The sequence below is a fragment of the Vibrio sp. TAP-3B genome (assembly GCF_057784735.1).
Genome location: NZ_CM173495.1, coordinates 1,856,758 through 1,876,440, shown reverse-complemented (window position 1 = coordinate 1,876,440; position 19,683 = coordinate 1,856,758). Strand labels below are relative to the sequence as shown.

At 45.2% G+C, this 19,683-nt stretch carries 17 protein-coding genes, 1 other RNA gene and 1 pseudogene; 9 read left to right on the top strand and 10 right to left on the bottom strand.

The genetic code is table 11. The features are described from left to right. Positions 1 to 10: 10 nt before the first annotated feature. The 5 genes from rsmE to metK form a co-directional block, all read right to left on the bottom strand. Positions 11 to 742, bottom strand: a complete 732-nt coding sequence (gene rsmE, locus AC3D28_RS08780) for a 16S rRNA (uracil(1498)-N(3))-methyltransferase (protein ID WP_488534554.1) — start codon at positions 740 to 742, stop codon at positions 11 to 13. 115 nt (positions 743 to 857) lie between these two features. Continuing rightward, the gene (locus tag AC3D28_RS08775) at positions 858 to 1,553 is read right to left on the bottom strand and encodes an endonuclease (protein WP_488534553.1); all 696 of its coding nucleotides are present in this window, start codon (positions 1,551 to 1,553) and stop codon (positions 858 to 860) included. 129 nt (positions 1,554 to 1,682) lie between these two features. Further along, positions 1,683 to 2,180, bottom strand: a complete 498-nt coding sequence (locus AC3D28_RS08770) for a SprT family zinc-dependent metalloprotease (RefSeq protein WP_488534552.1) — start codon at positions 2,178 to 2,180, stop codon at positions 1,683 to 1,685. 74 nt (positions 2,181 to 2,254) lie between these two features. Then, positions 2,255 to 3,052: a DUF2189 domain-containing protein gene (locus AC3D28_RS08765; RefSeq protein ID WP_488534551.1), complete on the bottom strand. Its 798-nt coding sequence runs from the start codon at positions 3,050 to 3,052 to the stop codon at positions 2,255 to 2,257. Between the two features lie 421 nt (positions 3,053 to 3,473). Next, positions 3,474 to 4,628: a methionine adenosyltransferase gene (gene metK / locus AC3D28_RS08760; protein WP_098414773.1), complete on the bottom strand. Its 1,155-nt coding sequence runs from the start codon at positions 4,626 to 4,628 to the stop codon at positions 3,474 to 3,476. A gap of 314 nt (positions 4,629 to 4,942) precedes the next feature. Here metK and tkt point away from each other — a divergent pair. The 6 genes and pseudogenes from tkt (at position 4,943) to AC3D28_RS08730 (ending at position 12,987) form a co-directional block, all read left to right on the top strand. Continuing rightward, positions 4,943 to 6,938 (top strand): annotated as a pseudogene (tkt, locus tag AC3D28_RS08755) (transketolase). Between the two features lie 176 nt (positions 6,939 to 7,114). Next, positions 7,115 to 8,152: an erythrose-4-phosphate dehydrogenase gene (gene epd / locus AC3D28_RS08750; RefSeq protein WP_488534550.1), complete on the top strand. Its 1,038-nt coding sequence runs from the start codon at positions 7,115 to 7,117 to the stop codon at positions 8,150 to 8,152. A gap of 150 nt (positions 8,153 to 8,302) precedes the next feature. Beyond that, on the top strand, positions 8,303 to 9,463 hold the full coding sequence (locus AC3D28_RS08745) for a phosphoglycerate kinase (RefSeq protein WP_488534549.1): 1,161 nt from the start codon (positions 8,303 to 8,305) through the stop codon (positions 9,461 to 9,463). Between the two features lie 154 nt (positions 9,464 to 9,617). Further along, complete coding sequence (gene fbaA / locus AC3D28_RS08740; RefSeq protein ID WP_488534548.1) at positions 9,618 to 10,694, top strand: class II fructose-bisphosphate aldolase; 1,077 nt, start codon at positions 9,618 to 9,620, stop codon at positions 10,692 to 10,694. Positions 10,695 to 11,210: 516 nt separating this feature from the next. Then, positions 11,211 to 12,077 (top strand): small-conductance mechanosensitive channel MscS, encoded by an 867-nt coding sequence (gene mscS / locus AC3D28_RS08735; RefSeq protein WP_098414778.1) that lies wholly within the window; start codon positions 11,211 to 11,213, stop codon positions 12,075 to 12,077. Between the two features lie 217 nt (positions 12,078 to 12,294). Beyond that, on the top strand, positions 12,295 to 12,987 hold the full coding sequence (locus tag AC3D28_RS08730) for an oxidative stress defense protein (protein WP_488534547.1): 693 nt from the start codon (positions 12,295 to 12,297) through the stop codon (positions 12,985 to 12,987). Between the two features lie 60 nt (positions 12,988 to 13,047). On the opposite strand, the gene serA is transcribed toward AC3D28_RS08730, so the two are convergent. The 5 genes from serA to AC3D28_RS08705 all read right to left on the bottom strand — a co-directional run bounded on the left by serA (position 13,048) and on the right by AC3D28_RS08705 (position 16,368). Then, positions 13,048 to 14,280, bottom strand: coding sequence for a phosphoglycerate dehydrogenase (gene serA / locus AC3D28_RS08725; protein WP_488534546.1), 1,233 nt, complete (start codon positions 14,278 to 14,280; stop codon positions 13,048 to 13,050). Positions 14,281 to 14,552: 272 nt separating this feature from the next. Then, positions 14,553 to 15,209, bottom strand: a complete 657-nt coding sequence (gene rpiA, locus AC3D28_RS08720; protein ID WP_488534545.1) for a ribose-5-phosphate isomerase RpiA — start codon at positions 15,207 to 15,209, stop codon at positions 14,553 to 14,555. A 55-nt stretch (positions 15,210 to 15,264) separates the two neighbouring features. Further along, the gene (locus AC3D28_RS08715) at positions 15,265 to 15,861 is read right to left on the bottom strand and encodes a 5-formyltetrahydrofolate cyclo-ligase (RefSeq protein ID WP_098414782.1); all 597 of its coding nucleotides are present in this window, start codon (positions 15,859 to 15,861) and stop codon (positions 15,265 to 15,267) included. A gap of 5 nt (positions 15,862 to 15,866) precedes the next feature. After that, a non-coding RNA gene (gene ssrS / locus AC3D28_RS08710) (6S RNA) lies at positions 15,867 to 16,051 on the bottom strand. A gap of 8 nt (positions 16,052 to 16,059) precedes the next feature. Continuing rightward, positions 16,060 to 16,368, bottom strand: coding sequence for a cell division protein ZapA (locus AC3D28_RS08705; RefSeq protein ID WP_098414783.1), 309 nt, complete (start codon positions 16,366 to 16,368; stop codon positions 16,060 to 16,062). Between the two features lie 249 nt (positions 16,369 to 16,617). Here AC3D28_RS08705 and AC3D28_RS08700 point away from each other — a divergent pair, with 249 nt between their 5' ends. The 3 genes from AC3D28_RS08700 to AC3D28_RS08690 are packed head-to-tail and all read left to right on the top strand — an operon-like array spanning position 16,618 to position 19,638. Then, on the top strand, positions 16,618 to 17,196 hold the full coding sequence (locus AC3D28_RS08700) for a YecA/YgfB family protein (RefSeq protein WP_488534544.1): 579 nt from the start codon (positions 16,618 to 16,620) through the stop codon (positions 17,194 to 17,196). A gap of 23 nt (positions 17,197 to 17,219) precedes the next feature. Continuing rightward, entirely contained in the window at positions 17,220 to 18,398 is a 1,179-nt protein-coding gene (gene ubiH, locus AC3D28_RS08695; protein WP_488534543.1) for a 2-octaprenyl-6-methoxyphenyl hydroxylase, read from the top strand. Positions 18,399 to 18,429: 31 nt separating this feature from the next. Further along, a complete protein-coding gene (locus tag AC3D28_RS08690) occupies positions 18,430 to 19,638 on the top strand; it encodes an FAD-dependent 2-octaprenylphenol hydroxylase (protein ID WP_488534542.1) in 1,209 nt (402 codons plus the stop codon). Positions 19,639 to 19,683: the final 45 nt, after the last annotated feature.

The window sequence follows — 19,683 nt, the reverse complement described above, 5'->3', positions numbered from 1 at the left end:
TTTTCTCCGTTTAACCCAGATCGCCGAAACGAACTTGTAAGGCTGTAATTGCTGTCAGAGCCGCGGTTTCGGTACGCAGAACGCGAGGGCCGAGTAGCGTCTCTTCAAATTGGTGTTCGCGAGTCATGTCGATCTCTTCTGACGATAAGCCGCCTTCTGGGCCGATCAACAGGCGCACTTTTTCGACGGGCGTTGGCAAGGTGTTGATCGAGTATTTTGCACGAGGATGCAAATTGAGCTTTAGCCCATCGTGCTCTTCTTGGCACCATTGTTCCAAGTTCATAATAGGACGAATGTCAGGAACGATGTTACGACCACATTGCTCGCAGGCACTGATGGCGATTTTCTGCCATTGGGCCAGTTTCTTTTCAAAACGTTTTTGATCGAGTTTTACACCGCAGCGTTCTGAAATCAGAGGAGTGATGGTATTTACCCCGAGTTCAACCGACTTTTGGATGGTGAATTCCATCTTATCGCCACGCGAAATCACTTGGCCAAGGTGCAGATCCAATGGGGATTCAATACAGTGTTCTATACGTTCAGTCACGTTAACTAACACATTCTTTTTACTGATTTCACTGATCATCGCTGAAAATTCTGCGCCGCTACCGTCAAAGAGTAGAACTTCTTGGCCTTTTTTCATCCGTAAAACGCGGCCGATATGGGATGCTGCGTCTTCGCTTAAAGCCAGTGAGCCAAGTTGGTGAATCGTTTCTGGATGATAAATTCGAGGGATACGCATGGGATTTCCAGCAAGAGAATAAACTTAAATCCTAACATGGATGCTTTCTATCGAAAAAACAAGGGGCAAGAAGTGTTTCAATATCAGTTATTGAAACGCTTCAAGGTAGTAGGGACTACAGTGCGCGACAGGCTTCTTGAACAAATGGGTTGTGATTGCCTTGTACTTTCGCGATGCGCTTATCACGCTCACATTCCCATTTACCGGCAGGGTATGTTTTGTTCCAAGCATTCATTAGCTGAGTTTGTTGTTTAGACAACGTAAAACCGTATTCTTTGCTCATATAAAGATAGGTACGAGCGATCGAGCCACGAGCGCGATCTGGTGGCATTACTTTGCGTTGTTTGAAGTTCACTTGCATCTCACAGCGGCCATAACTCACGCCATTCATCCCATTCCATTGACTGAAGTTGTAGTTTGAGCGGTCACCGTTTACTTCACCAATAGTAGGCGTCAGGTTATGTAGATCTGCCTCCATTAAGCGGAAGGTTTTGTCTTTTTTCTTGCAGTTTCTGCGCCCGCCCTCCTGCCAGCATTGACGCTGGTGGCCGAATTGCCACGCAGGCACCACGTGCTCCCACTCGATTCGCGCTGCGCGTTTTTCTTGTTTACGGACTTGGTAACCGCAAGAGTCGAGGTCAGGGGCACCTTTTCTTCCTTGCCATTGGATGTTGCAACCGCAGTAGAAGCTGGTTGGATGATCTTGATAAATTTTTACCGCCTCACGTTTGGCGGCGTAGAAGGAACTCGGGGGCGCAGCCATGGTCGAGCAAGAAAGCGCAAAGAGTAACAAAGAGAATAGATATTTCATGATTAAAGTCTTTAAAAAGTATGGCTTTATTTATTCTATCACTCAGATACTGGCTTTAATAATGAGTATGTTAACAATACGATGATGCGCCATCAGAAATGGCATCGAGATAGCAGTTTGGAGGGATAGTTACGAGAGTTGTACGCCAGTAAAGTTAAGAGATTGGCGGCATTTTTGGCAGGAGTAGATTGCTTGCTTACGCTGCACTTTGTTGTGGCGGCGAATGGATAATGGGTAAGCCGCGCAGTCGCAGCGGTATTCGAAGGTTTTACCTTGAACCGAGGTAACTTCAAAGCGGTGAGTGGTCTTGGCAGGAACGTTAAATACGGCTTCCATCACACCTTGCCATTCTTTGCCATGTGGTCTAACTCGGCCATAAACCTGATAAGTAATTAGGTGGGCAACTTCATGCGGGATAACTTCATCCAAGAACGCTTGCGTATTTTCTCGAAATAAAACGGGATTGAGGCGAATTTCGTTCCGTTGCAGGTACGCTTTTCCGGCGGCTTTGCCACGAACATTGAATGTGAGTGTTGGAAGCGGAAATGAACGCTGGAAAGCCTGTTCTGCCTTAGCAATGCAGTGTGCCATCACTTGTTTTGCTTTGTAGTTCAGTTCAAAAACCACACGTCCTCCACTTTATCTATAGTGATATAAAAAAGCCCCCGCGAGAGCGAGGGCCGAATCATAGCATCTGTTTTTTAAGGCGTGTGTTTTTTCTTAATGATCGCACGGTAAGCGTGCCAAGTACCGTAGCCTAAAATAGGCATCGTAAACAGCATGCCAATTCCGTACGTGGCAAAGCCGATTAAAATACCGCCACAAATGACCGCCGCCCACACTATCATCGCAGGGATATTGGATTTTACCGCGTTAAAGCTGGTGAATACGGCTGTCATCACATCCACGCGACGTTCCATCATGAGCGGAATCGAAAACGCTGATATGCTGAAAACGACGCAAGCTAATATAAAACCGACCAATGAACCTATGACTAAAAATGGCAGAAACTCAGTGAGTGGCGCGCCTTGAACGGACGGATAAAGCGCATGTAGGAGCGCGGCGATACGCATCCAGAAAATCATACATACTGACAGCAGCACAGCGAATGCCCACTGAGAGGAAGAGTTACGCCCTATGGCTTTCATCGAATGAAACAAGCTGGCTTTATGCCCACGCTCTCTTTCCCAACTGGCATCATATAAACCGAGCGCTAAAAACGGACCAATTAACATGTAGACGATTAAACTCGGCATGACGACAAGGTGGGTGCCTTGCCATTGCACCAGCAAAACAATACCGATAGCGGCGGCCATAAAGCAGATGCCATAAAATGCACTGATGAGAGGCAGTCGGACAAAATCATGTAAACCTAACGCAAGCCAATGGAAGGGTGCGGAAAGGCTAACCGTATTACACGGGATCGTCTTAGCATATTCGTTGTCTGGCACTTCCTTTCGCTTGCTACGGAAGTCAGGTTGATTAGCAGTTCGAGGCATAACTCCTCCTTGATTTATTGCCAAAATGTCGACTTATACCAACTTACAGAGATTACTGTTCAGTCAAATTGGAGTCGGCTTTCCAAGATTACATTTAAGTGTTTCTCTGTTTGGTATTGGCCATAAAGAATGCCTGACTAACACATTGCCTAAGTGTTGTGGTCACATTGAGTGCATCCGTTGTCTCTATTCAAATTGTAATTAACAATGTTTTAACTATTGGTGGAGATAAGGTAATTTACAAATAATTGCTAAAAATTTATTTATCACGCAGGAAGGGAATAGAAGGAGAAAGTGGTATCAAGGTTTTTTAACAAGCGAGGGGTTGAATGGTTATTGGCTGCGGTTGGTATTAAAGATGGTTAACAATAAAAAGCCCCCACTAAAAAGCGAGGGCTTGATTGATTTTAGCTTGGCTCGATTACTTGATACCAGCGAAATCGCGTAGAAGAGCGGCTTTATCGGTTGCTTCCCACGGGAACTCTTCACGGCCGAAGTGACCGTACGCTGCTGTCTTCTTGTAGATTGGCTGCAGAAGGTTAAGCATTTCTTGCAGACCGTATGGACGCAGGTCGAAGAACTGACGAACCGCTTCAATGATGATGTCGTGTGATACTTTCTCAGTACCGAACGTTTCCACCATGATAGAGGTTGGATCAGCAACACCGATGGCGTAAGACAGCTGAATTTCACAACGGTCAGCCATGCCAGCGGCGACGATGTTTTTCGCTACATAACGTGCTGCATATGCAGCAGAGCGGTCAACTTTTGATGGATCTTTACCAGAGAAGGCACCACCACCGTGACGAGCTGCGCCGCCGTAGGTATCTACGATGATCTTACGACCAGTTAGACCACAGTCACCCATTGGGCCACCAATGACGAATCGACCTGTAGGGTTGATAAAGAAGTTAGTTTCTTTATTAATCCATTCTGAAGGTAGCACTGGCTTAATGATCTCTTCCATTACTGCTTCACGCAGGTCTGAAGTTGAGATTGAATCACAGTGTTGAGTCGAAAGAACGACCGCGTCGATACCAACGATATTGCCTTGGTCATATTGGAACGTAACCTGAGATTTTGCATCTGGACGTAGCCAAGGAAGGGTGCCGTTTTTACGAACTTCTGCTTGCTTTTGAACAAGGCGGTGAGAGTAAGTAATTGGCGCTGGCATTAGTACTTCAGTTTCGTTACAAGCGTAACCAAACATAATGCCTTGGTCGCCTGCACCTTGTTCTTTAGGATCTGCTTTATCAACACCTTGGTTGATATCTGGCGACTGTTTACCGATGGTGTTTAATACCGCACAAGAGTTTGCATCAAACCCCATGTCTGAGTGTACGTAGCCAATTTCACTGACCGTTTCACGAGTTAGTTCTTCGATGTCTACCCATGCAGAAGTCGTGATTTCACCGCCCACCATGACCATGCCGGTTTTAACGTAAGTCTCACATGCAACACGAGCTTTCGGGTCTTGCTTTAGAATTGCGTCAAGAACCGCATCAGAAATCTGGTCTGCAATTTTATCTGGATGACCTTCTGATACTGACTCAGAAGTAAACAGGTGCTTAGCCATGTTAGCTCCACTATATCTGGTTTAAAACTGGGGAATGATAAACTCTCCAGCGCAAATTAATACTGTTTTTTGTAGGTGTATCTACATCTAGACGTCTATTCTAAATTTGATTGCTCGAATTACAAGTTCTTTTTTGGTTTTTGTTATAACCAAACGTTTGCGTCATTTATTGATAATTTTAAGAACTTCGATGGGTTTGCAGTGAAAGGTGCAATATTTGTGAGGTTTTAGGGTGGAAAACGTTTGCACACCCTATCTGGCTTTGAGAGAATTATGTCCTATTTTCGTTTCGCTTAATGTACTCAGGAGCAGACATGTCGTCTCGTAAACATCTTGCCAATGCAATTCGTGCTCTAAGCATGGATGGTGTTCAACAAGCTAACTCAGGCCATCCTGGCGCACCAATGGGTATGGCTGATATCGCTGAAGTTCTTTGGCGCTCTCACCTAAACCACAACCCATCAAACCCAGAGTGGGCAGATCGCGACCGTTTCGTACTGTCTAACGGTCATGGCTCAATGCTGATTTATTCTCTACTGCACTTAAGCGGTTACGAGTTGTCTATTGACGATCTGAAAAACTTCCGTCAATTGCACTCTAAAACGCCAGGTCACCCAGAGTACGGCTGACGCACCAGGTATCGAGACAACAACAGGTCCTCTAGGTCAAGGCGTTACAAACGCTGTGGGTATGGCGATTGCTGAAAAAGCGCTTGCAGCACAGTTCAACAAAGAAGGTCACGACATCGTTGACCACTTCACTTACGTGTTCTTGGGTGACGGTTGTCTGATGGAAGGCATCTCGCACGAAGCATGCTCTCTTGCTGGTACACTGGGTCTAGGCAAACTGATTGCGTTCTGGGATGACAACGGCATTTCTATCGACGGTCACGTGGAAGGCTGGTTCTCTGACGATACACCTAAGCGTTTTGAAGCTTACGGTTGGCATGTCATTCCTGCCGTAGATGGTCATGACAGTGAAGCGATCAACGCTGCCATTGAAGCAGCAAAAGCGGACCCACGTCCGACGCTGATCTGTACTAAAACAATTATCGGTTTCGGTTCTCCTAACAAATCTGGTTCACACGACTGTCATGGTGCACCACTAGGTCACGATGAGATCCAAGCGGCTCGCGAATACCTAGGTTGGGAGTACGGTCCATTTGAAATCCCTGCAGATGTTTACGCGGAGTGGGATGCAAAAGAAGCAGGTGCAGCGAAAGAAGCGGCTTGGAATGAAAAGTTCGAAGCATACGCAGCAGCTTACCCTGCAGAAGCAGCAGAGCTTAAACGTCGTCTAAACGGCGAACTTCCAGCGGAATGGGAAGAAAAAGCCAACCAAATCATTGCTGATCTTCAAGCAAACCCAGCGAACATTGCATCACGTAAAGCATCGCAAAATGCACTAGAAGCGTTTGGTCAAATGCTTCCTGAATTCATGGGCGGCTCTGCTGACCTAGCGCCTTCTAACCTGACCATGTGGTCTGGTTCTAAGTCTCTAGAAACGGATGACTTCTCTGGCAACTACATCCACTACGGTGTGCGTGAATTCGGTATGACTGCGGTCATTAATGGTATTGCACTGCACGGTGGTTTCGTTCCTTACGGTGCGACATTCCTAATGTTCATGGAATACGCACGCAATGCTATGCGTATGGCTGCGCTGATGAAGATTCAGAACATCCAAGTGTACACGCACGATTCTATCGGTCTTGGCGAAGATGGCCCAACTCACCAACCCGTTGAGCAAATGGCGTCTCTACGTGTAACGCCAAATATGAGCACATGGCGTCCATGTGACCAAGTTGAATCAGCGGTTGCTTGGAAACTAGCGATTGAACGTAAAGATGCACCAACTGCACTTATCTTCTCTCGTCAAAACTTAGCACAGCAAGAGCGTACAGCTGAACAAGTAGCGAACATCGCGAAAGGTGCTTACATCCTAAAAGATTGCGAAGGCAAGCCAGAGCTTATCCTTATCGCAACAGGCTCTGAAGTTGAACTAGCAGTAGAAGCTGCGACTCAACTAACAGCAGAAGGTAAGAAAGTACGCGTGGTTTCAATGCCATCAACAGACGCATTCGACAAGCAAGATGCCGCTTACCGTGAAGCAGTTCTACCATCAGAGGTAACAGCTCGTATCGCTATCGAAGCGGGCATCGCAGACTTCTGGTACAAGTACGTTGGTTTCGACGGTCGCATCATCGGTATGACGACATTCGGTGAATCTGCACCTGCTGGTCAGCTATTCGAGATGTTTGGCTTCACGACTGAAAACGTAGTGAACACAGCAAAAGAATTGCTAGCGTAACTGCTAGATTGTCTCAACAGTCCGAACGTAAAGGACGACTGTTAGATACTAAAGTTGGAAAGGCCATCATTGCGATGGCCTTTTTTAATCCTGCTTTACTATGATTCAACAGGTGCGTTTTTCAGCCTGATCAGGTAGTATCTGTGACACGAAATTTTTGGTAGGGCGAAGGATAGATGCTAAAGGTTGCGATCAATGGATTTGGGCGTATAGGTCGTAATGTTCTGCGAGCCGTGTATGAAAGTGGAAAGCAACAGCAGATAAAAGTTGTGGCGGTTAACGAGTTAGCGCAACCAGAAGCGATGGCGCACCTACTGCAATATGACACCAGTCATGGTCGCTTTGGCAAGAAAATCTCCCACGACCAAGAACACTTGCATGTTCATCATGACCGCGGCGAATATGACGCCATCCGTATTCTTCATCTTGCCGAGATAGAACTGCTTCCATGGCGCGATTTGGACGTTGATATCGTCTTAGATTGTACAGGTGTATATGGTTCTAAATCAGACGGTTTGGCGCATATCGATGCCGGAGCGAAGAAAGTCCTCTTTTCACACCCTGGAGGCAATGATGTCGATAACACCATCATCTATGGTGTCAATCATGAAACCCTCAAAGATGAGCACCGTATAGTTTCTAATGGCTCTTGTACGACTAACTGTATTGTACCTATCATCAAAGTTCTGGATGACGCTTTCGGCATTGAGTCTGGTACCATTACGACAATCCATTCATCCATGAATGACCAGCAAGTCATTGATGCGTACCACAACGATTTACGTCGAACTCGCGCCGCAAGCCAATCTATTATTCCTGTTGATACTAAGTTGCATAAAGGAATTGAAAGAATATTCCCGAAATTTTCCAACAAATTCGAAGCAATTTCCGTTCGAGTACCGACAGTTAATGTCACTGCAATGGATTTAAGCGTCACAATTAGTACAAATGTGAAAGTTAATGACGTAAATCAAACCATTGTTAATGCATCTCAGTGTACATTACGTAATATAGTTGACTATACTGAATCGCCACTCGTTTCCATTGACTTTAACCACGACCCCCATAGTGCAATTGTGGATGGAACTCAGACTAGAGTGAGTAATGGCCAATTAGTAAAAATGCTGGTTTGGTGCGATAACGAATGGGGCTTTGCTAACCGGATGCTGGATACCGCTTTAGCAATGCAAGCTTCTTCGCAAACGGAATGTTAAGGATGAAGAAGTGATGGGGATTTTTATTTTAAGTCTTGAAATAAATCTGTCGTATCTCCATATCAATAACCAGTTTGAAGAATTAACAGGCTTGGCAGGGTTGCCGAGTTTTCAAAAACTTTAATTATTAAATATTTGAGAGGACACATCATGTCTGTAATCAAGATGACTGACCTGGATCTTGCAGGTAAACGTGTATTTATCCGCGCTGACCTAAACGTGCCAGTAAAAGACGGTAAAGTAACTTCCGATGCACGTATCATCGCATCTCTTCCTACCATTAAGCATTGCCTAGAAGCTGGTGCCAAAGTGATGGTTACCTCTCACCTAGGTCGCCCAACTGAAGGTGAATACGCTGAAGAGTTCTCTCTACAACCAGTGGTTAACTACCTAAATGACGCACTAGATTGTGACGTTAAGCTAGCAAAAGACTACCTAGATGGCCTAGAGCTAAACGCTGGTGAACTTGTTGTTCTAGAAAACGTTCGCTTCAACAAAGGCGAGAAGAAAAACGACGAAGAACTATCTAAGAAATACGCTGCACTATGTGATGTATTCGTTATGGACGCATTCGGTACGGCTCACCGTGCTCAAGCATCTACTCATGGTGTTGGTATGCACGCACCTATCGCTTGTGCTGGCCCTCTACTGGCGAATGAATTAGAAGCACTAGGGAAAGCAATGGATAAGCCAGCTCGTCCAATGGTTGCTATCGTAGGTGGTTCAAAAGTTTCTACTAAGCTAACGGTTCTTGAGTCGTTATCTAAAATTGCTGACCAACTTGTTGTTGGTGGTGGTATTGCGAACACATTCATCGCTGCTGCTGGCCACAACGTAGGTAAGTCTTTATACGAAGCGGATCTGGTAGACACAGCTAAAAAGCTAATGGATGAGTGTGCTATTCCTGTAGCCACTGACGTTGCCTGTGCAAAAGCATTTGATGAGAACGCAGAAGCTGAAATCAAACACGTTTCTGAAGTACAAGATGACGATATGATCTTCGACCTTGGCCCAAATTCGACAGCTGAGTTAGCTGAAATCCTGAAAAACGCGAAGACTATTTTATGGAACGGCCCAGTTGGCGTATTCGAGTTTAAGAACTTCGAAGCTGGCACTAAAGGTATCTCAGAAGCTATCGCAGCTTCTGAAGGCTTCTCTGTCGCTGGTGGTGGTGACACGCTGGCGGCTATCGACAAGTTCGGTATCAAAGCTGATGTATCTTACATCTCAACTGGCGGTGGTGCTTTCCTTGAGTTTGTAGAAGGCAAAGCGCTTCCTGCAGTAGAAATGCTAGAAGCACGCGGTAAATAATTAAAGCAAAGCGGGGGAGTGGTTCTCCCGCTTTCTCGTTTGCTGCAACGTGTGAGGAACTCTGATAGAATAGCCTTAGTTGTGAGCAAACGTTTGCAAGATTTTCAACTTAACAAGTTTTGTTTAAAAACGACAGATAAATAGGATTACATCCATGTCTAAGATCTTCGACTTCGTAAAACCAGGTGTTATCTCTGGCGATGACGTTCAGAAAGTATTTGAAGTTGCAAAAGAAAACAGCTTTGCACTTCCAGCAGTAAACTGTATTGGTACTGACTCCGTAAATGCAGTACTTGAAGCAGCTGCAAATGTTAAAGCGCCAGTTATCGTTCAGTTCTCTAACGGTGGTGCGGCTTTCTTTGCTGGCAAAGGCCTAAAACTTGAAGGTCAAGAAGCGCAGGTTCTTGGTGCGGTTGCCGGTGCTAAATATGTTCATGCTGTAGCTGAAGCTTACGGTGTACCAGTAATCCTACACACTGACCACGCTGCTAAGAAACTGCTTCCTTGGATCGATGGTCTACTAGACGCCGGTGAAGAGTACTTTGCACAAACTGGTAAACCTCTATTCTCTTCTCACATGATCGACCTTTCCGAAGAATCTCTAGAAGAGAACATCGAAATTTCTGCTAAGTACCTAGAGCGCATGGCTAAAATGAACATGACTCTAGAGATTGAACTTGGTTGTACTGGTGGTGAAGAAGATGGTGTTGATAACACTGATATGGATGCATCTGATCTATACACTTCTCCTGAAGACGTTGCTTACGCATATGAAAAACTAATCGCAATCAGCCCGCGTTTCACTATCGCAGCATCTTTCGGTAACGTACACGGTGTTTACAAGCCAGGTAACGTAGTACTAACACCAACGATTCTACGTGATTCTCAAGTGCACGTTTCTGAGAAATTCGGCCTGCCAGCGAACTCTCTAAACTTCGTATTCCACGGTGGTTCTGGTTCTTCTTTAGAAGAAATCCGTGAATCTATCGGTTACGGTGTTATCAAAATGAACATCGATACTGATACACAGTGGGCAACTTGGGACGGCATCCGTAAATTTGAAGCTGAAAACCACGATTACCTACAAGGTCAAATCGGTAACCCAAATGGTGTAGACGCACCAAACAAGAAGTACTACGATCCACGTGCATGGTTACGTGCTGGTCAAACTTCAATGGTTGCTCGTCTAGAGAAAGCTTTTGCCGACCTTAACGCCGTTGACGTACTATAATCAATACTGATTAAGTTATTTGAAACCCGCTCACTGAAGCGGGTTTTTTTATGTCTATGATTTATATTTTCCTCATAGTAGTGAGATAAGTATGCATCAAAGTGTGCGTGTTAATGATTTATACCATCCCTAATGTTTTTACGTTCACACTTATCAATCTCAACAATAGAAGTGGCGAAATGAGAGCGCATTGCGTAACCTGTAACAAGCTGTTGTCAGAAAATTCTGTTAACGCTTTGTTTTTGAATATCATTTGTGAAGTGATGATTTTGAAAGCTCCAGCGTTGAGATACCGTGGAAAGTCTGACACTCAGTAGAGCAATAGGGACATTGTTGTGGATAAAAGCCTATAAAACACATGGCTTATATCTCTCGATAATCTCAGGAAACTTGGCTCAGTGATGTTGGTTTAACCGATAGGCGTGGTTTTAGCTGCTCTGAACTTTGCATCTTGAAGTCATCGGGAATAATTTAACGGCAATTGGGTATATATCTTTATTTTTGAGGATAAGAATTATGGCAGGTGAATCGATGGGTATCGATACCACTTTAACTAACGGGCTAACTCAAGCTGAGACTTGGCTTAACAACAATTCAGATCTACTTGTTCAATACGGTGTGAATATTATTTCTGCGCTGCTCATTCTATTTATCGGTAATATTATCGTGAAAGCAGTGGCGGGCAGTGTTACCAAAGTATTAGAAAAGAAAAGCATGGATAAGGCAGTCGTTGAATTTATTCACGGTCTTGTTCGTTATTTGCTATTTGTGATTGTACTTATTGCAGCTCTTGGCCGCCTAGGGGTTCAAACTGCTTCTGTGGTTGCTGTTATTGGTGCGGCTGGTCTTGCGGTTGGTCTTGCTCTGCAAGGTTCATTATCGAACTTTGCTGCTGGCGTCTTGATTGTGGCTTTTCGTCCCTTCAAGTCGGGTGACTACGTTGAAGTCGGCGGCGTAGCGGGTAGTGTCGAAGCGATTCAAATCTTCCAAACCGTTCTAAAAACACCAGACAACAAGATGGTTATAATACCTAACTCGTCCGTCATTGGTGGTGCGATTACAAACTATTCTCGTCATGCAACACGACGTGTAGATTTAGTGATTGGTGTGTCGTACAAAGCCGATCTTAAGCTAACCAAAAAAGTTCTTCGAGAAACATTAGAAAAAGATCCACGTATCTTGAAAGATCCTGATATGACGATCGGTGTTCTAACATTAGCTGATTCTTCAGTCAATTTCGTAGTGCGCCCTTGGGTTAAAACGGCGGATTACTGGGGCGTATACTTTGATGCAATGCAAGGTATTAAAGAAGCATTGGATGAGAACGGCATCGAAATTCCATTCCCACAAATGGATGTACATCTGAACAAAACCGAAGCTTAATCAGGTTAATAGAGAATAGAAAACGAGGTAGCTGTACCTCGTTTTTTGTATAGAAATCACATCAGAGTTACAGAGTCAAAGTTGTGTTAGGAGTGACCCTAAGTGCTTGGATAATCGCCTCAAAGTTCTATGATAAAATCATATGCCACTCAGCATGGGTAATATTGGTAGTGCTAGAGGGGGGATTACTCTATTTTTGTATGGATGGATTTACCAAATGAAACTGTATTCAATTTTGTTGGCCTCTGCACTCAGCTTTACCAGTGCTTCAGTCTTGGCCAATGTGTCTGAGTTTGCTCATGTGACGACAACAGGTTATGGCGAGGTTATCGCGACGCCTGATATGGCTACTTTCTCTGTAAAGGTTGTGGATACGACTATGACCGCTGAACAGGCGAAGCAATCTGTTGATAAAACCGTTGAAGTGTTTCTGAAATATTTATCAGATGTAGGGTTATCGAAAGATAACGTTACCAGCTCTAATTTGTACCTTGCGCCTCAATACCACTACCCTAAATCAGGCAAAGCTGAATTGGTTGGCTATCGTGCATCACGAAGCATCAATGTGACCGTAACGGAGTTAGCGGATTTGAATCAATACTTAGATATGGCTCTCGAGTCGGGGATTAATCAGGTTGATAATATTCAGTTGAAGGTAAGTAATCAATCTGAGTATCAAAAGAAAGCACGCATGGCGGCAATTAATGACGCGAAAGAAAAAGCGGCGTCATTAGCTTCAGGGTTTGAGAGAAAGCTCGATGGAGTATGGCAAATCAACTACACACAGATGCACGTAAAGCCAGTTTTAATGCGCTCAATGGCCATGGATAGCGAGCAAGGTGCGAATAGTTACCAAGACTCAACTATGGTGATTCGTGACCGAGTGGATGTGATTTATAAATTGAAATAAGGTCTTAATTCAAAAGAAAAGGCAGGGGATTCCCTGCCTTTGTCATTTCTGCTTCACAAATTAGTGAAGGATACGAGCACGGATAGTGCCTTCAATACTTTTCAGTTTCGCTAGCGCTTCTTCTGAGCGCTCTGTTTCAACATCGATCACCACGTAGCCGATTTCAGCGGCCGTTTGAAGGTACTGCGCGGCAATGTTAATGCCGTCTTCTGCGAAGATGGTGTTGATCTGAGTAAGAATACCAGGACGGTTTTTATGGATGTGAAGCAAGCGAGAGCATTCACCACCGTGCTCTGGCAGTGACACCTCTGGGAAGTTTACGCTTGAAAGCGTAGAGCCGTTGTCAGAGTACTTCGCCAGTTTTCCTGCAACTTCAACCCCAATGTTTTCTTGTGCTTCTTGCGTAGAGCCACCCACGTGTGGGGTTAAAATAACGTTATCAAACTTCTGCAGTGGTGATTCGAATGGGTCTGCGTTGGTCTTTGGCTCGGTAGGAAATACATCAATCGCAGCGCCCGCAATATGACCCGCTTCTAAGCTATGACAAAGCGCTGGAATATCCACGACAGTGCCGCGTGCTGCATTAATAAAGATTGAACCTGGCTTCATGCGAGCAAACTCTTCTTCACCCATCATGTTTTTCGTTTCTGGCGTTTCAGGGACGTGCAGGGAAACAACATCACATTTGTTCAGTAGCTCACTCATGGTATGCACTTGCGTCGCGTTACCAAGTGACAGCTTGTTCTCGATGTCGTAGTAGTAAACGCGCATACCTAAGTTTTCGGCAATAATACCTAACTGCGTACCAATGTGGCCGTAGCCGATAATACCAAGGCGCTTACCACGCGCTTCGTAAGAGTTGTTGGCGCTCTTTTTCCAGATCCCACGGTGTGCTAATGCATTCTTCTCTGGAATACCACGAAGTAGTAGAAGGATCTGACCAAGTACCAGTTCAGCAACGCTTCGTGTGTTTGAAAATGGTGCGTTAAACACCGGAATACCACGGTTTGCCGCCGCATCTAGATTTACTTGGTTGGTGCCGATACAAAAACAGCCAATCGCAACCAGTTTGTTTGCCGCATTGATCACCTCTTCGGAAAGGTTCGTGCGGGAGCGAATGCCGATGAAGTGTACGTCTTTTACCGCTTCAATCAATTCTTCTTCCGGAAGGGAACCTTTATGGTATTCAATGTTGGTATAACCAGCTGCTTGAAGAACTTCAACTGAAGAAGGGTGGAGTCCCTCTAATAAGAGGATCTTAATCTTTTCTTTTTCCAGTGAAACTTTGGCCATTTTTCTCGTCCTTAAAATGGAAAGGTGGGCTAATGTGGCGCACATTGGTCAAAACCATTAAAAAGGGGATAATTCATCGTTTTGTAGGAGGACAAACGTTTCCTTGTGCGTCTTCTGTTCAATAAAGTAACAAAAAAAAATTGTTTTGGGTAAGAAAATTACGGAATAAGAGATAATTTCTTAGAGAAAGGAATTAAAAACGGTGCCTTGCAGCACCGAATGTAATGAAATAACAGAAAAGTGAATCAGGTAGGTCGATTCTCGGTCGTTATTTATTCTTCAATTTTTGCACCTTCTGGTGTACCAGTGATCACCACATCAGCGCCGCGGTGAGCAAATAGGCCAACCGTGACTACGCCAGCGATGCCGTTGATTTTGTCTTCCATTTGTTTCGGGTTGGTAATCTGCATATTGTGCACATCTAAAATGATGTTGCCATTATCAGTAACAACACCTTCACGGTAAGCCGGATCACCACCAAGCTTGACCAGCTCGCGCGCAACGTAGGAGCGTGCCATTGGAATTACTTCTACTGGCAATGGGAACTGACCCAATACATCAACAGCTTTGGTACCGTCAATAATACATACGAATTTTTCAGAGATTGCTGCGACAATTTTTTCACGAGTCAGCGCTGCGCCGCCACCTTTGATCATTTCTCGTGCTGAGTTGATTTCGTCCGCGCCATCAACATATACATCCAGCTTTATTACGTCGTTACACTCGTATACTTCAATCCCCAGCTCTTTGAGACGCTCAGTTGAAGCCACAGAGCTAGACACTGCACCTTTAATATCGTCTTTGATAGTGCCGAGTGCATCGATGAAGTGATTCACGGTAGAACCAGTACCAACACCGACAATGCTGTCTTTCTCAACATATTTAAGTGCTGCCCAACCAGCTGCCTTTTTCATTTCATCTTGAGTCATGCCAATCTCCTGAATAGATGTTCGTTAACGTTTGCGGCGTGATTATAGCGGGTAACTATTGGTTTTCCCATTGCCAGATTCGGCTTGGAGTCACGATCTTAGGCAGTGGGATGTCCCAGCTTTCAATCGGTAAGCGCTCAACATGTTGGCAGTCATGTGCAATTCCAATTGGTTTTGCACCTTTACCAGTGTTAAACCAGCGAGAAAGGGTGCGGTCGTAATAGCCGCCACCCATACCTAAGCGGTGTCCGATGCTGTCGAATCCGACCAAAGGTGTGCAGATTAAATCAAGTTGACGAACGGGTTTGAGATGGCGGATATCCAGCTGGGGTTCTAAGAGACCGTATTTGTTGTAGACCAGTTGGTCATCATCTACGTATTGAAGAAACAGCAACTGACCTTTTGAAAACGGATGGATGACAGGGAGATAAACCGATTTTTCCTGTTGCCATAACCACTCAATGAGCGGCTTGGTATCGAGTTCACCATCGGCAGAAAGATAAATGGCGATATGCTGTGCATGTTGGATTTCAGGAAGTTGGGAGAATTGGGTGAAAAGGTCAAGCCCCGCTTGAAACTGCGTATCACTACACAATGCGTTGCGTTTTTCACGAATCAGTTTGCGGAAGTCTTGACGAGAGAGTGTTGACATAAAGAGAATACCCCAGGGTGCCGTTGAGGATTGTGGCCCTTGAACCAGCTGGTTCAAGGCGGATCAGCAAAGACAACCGCAGGCTTCTCGGTGCATGCCGAGCTTGCTCAATAGTTATCAAATACTAACCCTTAGGTATTGCTTATCGGCTCAGGGACTTAAATCCTGCTGACGCACACCCCAGGGTAAATTTTGTATTTACTGCTGTCCTTGCGTAACTTTGCTTAGTGCATCTTCTAAAGATGCAGTGAGCTTTTCCATTCGCTCAGTTACTTCTTGCTGTTGACCTTTCGATTCGTATGATTTGTTGTTCAACTCATAACAAATATTCAATGCAGCGAACGTCAACAGCTGGACTTCATTGGTTACCTTAGTACGTTCGCTCAACTCTTTCAATCGGCGATCAAGATCTTTTGCTGATGCAACAAGAGAATCTTCTTGCCCTGTAGGGCAATTCACTCGTGTAACTTTGCCTAGTATTTCAACGTCGATCGCTTGATTGCTCATGATGAATAAACTCTATATTCGCGCTATCTAAGGTGTTGCTTCGTACAACTACCGAGGGGGAAACTATAGGAAAACCGCTATTAAGATTCAAGCATTTCCCATCACAGAAAGAAAAATGATGAAGTGATCACACAGGAATTGGACAATTTGAACAAATGCTGTCCAAAATTGAATTTGATAGCCGTTTCAGACGACAAGTCTTGATGGTAGGATATATCGATACATTATTACGCAAAAATGAGCCAAGTTATGAGTGAGATCACCCTTCCTGAATATCAATCGATTGCTGCCGAACTACGATCTGCAAGTTTGGCGGTAACGCCTGCTGAGTTGCATGGTTTACTTGTCGGGATGCTAAGTGGTGGACTGGCGATCAATGATCAAACCTGGCAACCTATTTTATTTGACTATACCAATGATGGCATGGGCTGGCCTTCTACATCGCTTGCCTTTGCTCAGAGCGTGTTTAAAGTAACGGTCAATGAATTGACTGGTTCATCGATGGAGCTGTCTTTACTATTACCAGATGAGCCGGGCGAAGAAGGTTTGTTTACATTGGCTGATAGTGTGTCTGATTTTGTCAATCATTTTATCTCTGGTTTGGGTTTAGCTGGTGTGGCGCTCAACAAAGCATCGGATGATGTGAAAGAAGCATTGTCAGACCTAGAGGAAATTTCAAAATTAGGCATCGATGAAAATGATGACCTTAGTGAACAAGCACAATTGCTAGAGCAAGTGATCGAGCATATCAAAGCTTGTGTATTAACGGTTCATGCTGAGTTTGGTGTTCGTCCTGAAAGTAGCGAAAGCAAACCTATTATTCACTAATCATTGATGGTTCAGAGGTGAGTATGAAGCAATATGATGTAGTCATTGCTGGTGGCGCTATGGCAGGGGCAACGTTGGCATTGGCGATTGACCATTTGTCTCAGGGAAAGCTCCGCATTGCCGTAGTTGAGCCTTTTAAAGCTCAGTCAGATATGCACCCTGGTTTTGACTCTCGTTCAATCGCATTGTCTTACGGTACCGTCAATCTGTTGCGTCAACTACAGCTCTGGACCTCAATAGAGCCGTTTGTCACACCCATTGAGCATATCCACGTTTCTGACCGTTCTCATGCTGGGATGGCGGAGATTACCAAGCAAGAGGTTGGGGTTGAAGCGCTAGGATATGTTGTAGAATTAGCCGATGTTGGGCGCGTATATCAAGAAATATTAGACGGCAGCGAATCAATCAAACTGTTTTGTCCTGACTCTGTTACTGATATCGAGCGCGAGCAAGACTGTACCCATATTACGTTGAAAAGCGGTGGGCAGCTTGAAGCAAAACTGCTGGTGGCAGCCGATGGTGCTGTTTCAACCTGCTGTCAGAAAATTGGTTTAGAACTCTCTGAACAAGATTTTGAACAAGTGGCAGTGATTGCCAATATTGTGGCTCAAGAACCTCATCAAGGTCGTGCTTTTGAACGCTTTACTGAAAATGGTCCTGTGGCTTTATTACCAATGAGTGATAACCGAATGTCCTTAGTTTGGTGTCTGCACCCTGATGAGGCACAAGCGGTACTCGAGTTATCTGACCAAGCATTTCTCCAACGTTTACAAAAAGATTTTGGGTGGCGTTTGGGCGCGATGAAAAAAGTGGGACGCCGTGCGAGTTACCCATTGCTTCTTCGCCATCGAAAGCAAAATATTTCTCATCGTTTTGCGATTGTTGGGAACGCGGCGCAAACGCTGCACCCGATAGCTGGGCAAGGTTTTAACCTTGGTATTCGCGACGTTGTCTCGCTAGCAGAAGAAATTGTGCAGCAAAGTGATGACGTTGGTCTTTATCAAGGCTTGATGCGCTTTAGTCAGCGTAGAGAGGCAGATCGAAGCGAAACGATTTGGCTAACCAGTGCCTTAGTGCATATTTTTTCAAATGATTTACCCGCGATGCGAATTGGGCGAAATACGGCCTTAGCAGCGATGGATAACCTTTCTATTTTTAAGCAGCCGCTACTACGCCATACGCTTGGTTTGGTAAAACGATGAACGGCCGCACTGAATTAGGTAATAAAAAGCAATGATGCAAAGTGTAGATATCGCCATCATCGGCGGAGGGATGGTTGGGTTGGCACTTGCTGCCGCCTTCAAGGACAGTGATCTGCGAATCGCCGTAATTGAAGGCAAGGTGCCAGATGAGTCGTTGAAAGAGTTACCTGATGTGCGTGTGTCTGCGTTGAGCCGTTCTAGCGAGACGATCTTACGTAAGCTTGGCGTTTGGCAGGGCATAGAGCAACGCCGCGCTTCGCCTTACTACGGTATGGAAGTGTGGGAGCAAGATAGCTTCGCTAGTATTGAGTTTGATGCACAAAGCATGGCACAACCTGATTTAGGACATATTGTTGAGAATCGAGTGATTCAACTCGCGCTACTCGAACAAGTCCAAAAACTCGATAATGTCACTATGTTTATGCCAGCACGTTGCACGACGTTAGCGGTGGGTGAACAAGAAAGTTGGCTGACGCTCGACAATGGTCAAGCCATGACAGCTAAGTTAGTGGTCGGAGCCGATGGAGCAAACTCGTGGCTTCGCCGTCAAATGGATATTCCGTTAACGCATTGGGATTATGGGCATCATGCTCTGGTCGCGAATGTTAAAACTACGGCTCCACACAACAGCATTGCACGACAGATTTTTACGCCTCAAGGGCCATTGGCATTTTTGCCAATGTCGCAACCGGATATGTGCTCTATTGTTTGGTCCACTGAGCCAAATCGTGCAGAGCAGCTATTGGCAATGAGTGAACATGATTTCAACAAAGCATTGACGAGTGAATTTGATGCACGACTTGGTCTATGTGAAGTGGCGAGTGAGCGCGCCGCGTTTCCTCTAAAAATGCGTTATGCGCGAGATTTTGTTGTGGAGCGAGTCGCATTGGTTGGTGATGCGGCCCATACCATTCATCCGCTAGCGGGTCAGGGGGTGAATTTAGGTTTATTAGATGCGGCCAGCCTCGCTCAAGAGGTGCTAGCACTATGGAAGCAAGGCCAAGATATTGGCAGTAAACGCAACCTAAGAGGTTATGAGCGTTGGCGCAAAGCGGAAGCAGCAAAGATGATTGCTGCAATGCAAGGATTCCGAGACCTGTTCTCTGGCGAGAACCCAGCTAAGAAGCTGGTTCGTGGCATTGGCTTGAGTTTAGCGGGTCAACTGCCGGGAGCGAAAGATGAGATCATGAAGCGCGCGCTTGGTTTAAAAGGGCATCTACCAGAACTTGCGCGTCAGTGAGCTTAAAGGCGAGCTTCAGAAACACAAAAGGCTGGTTAATCCAGC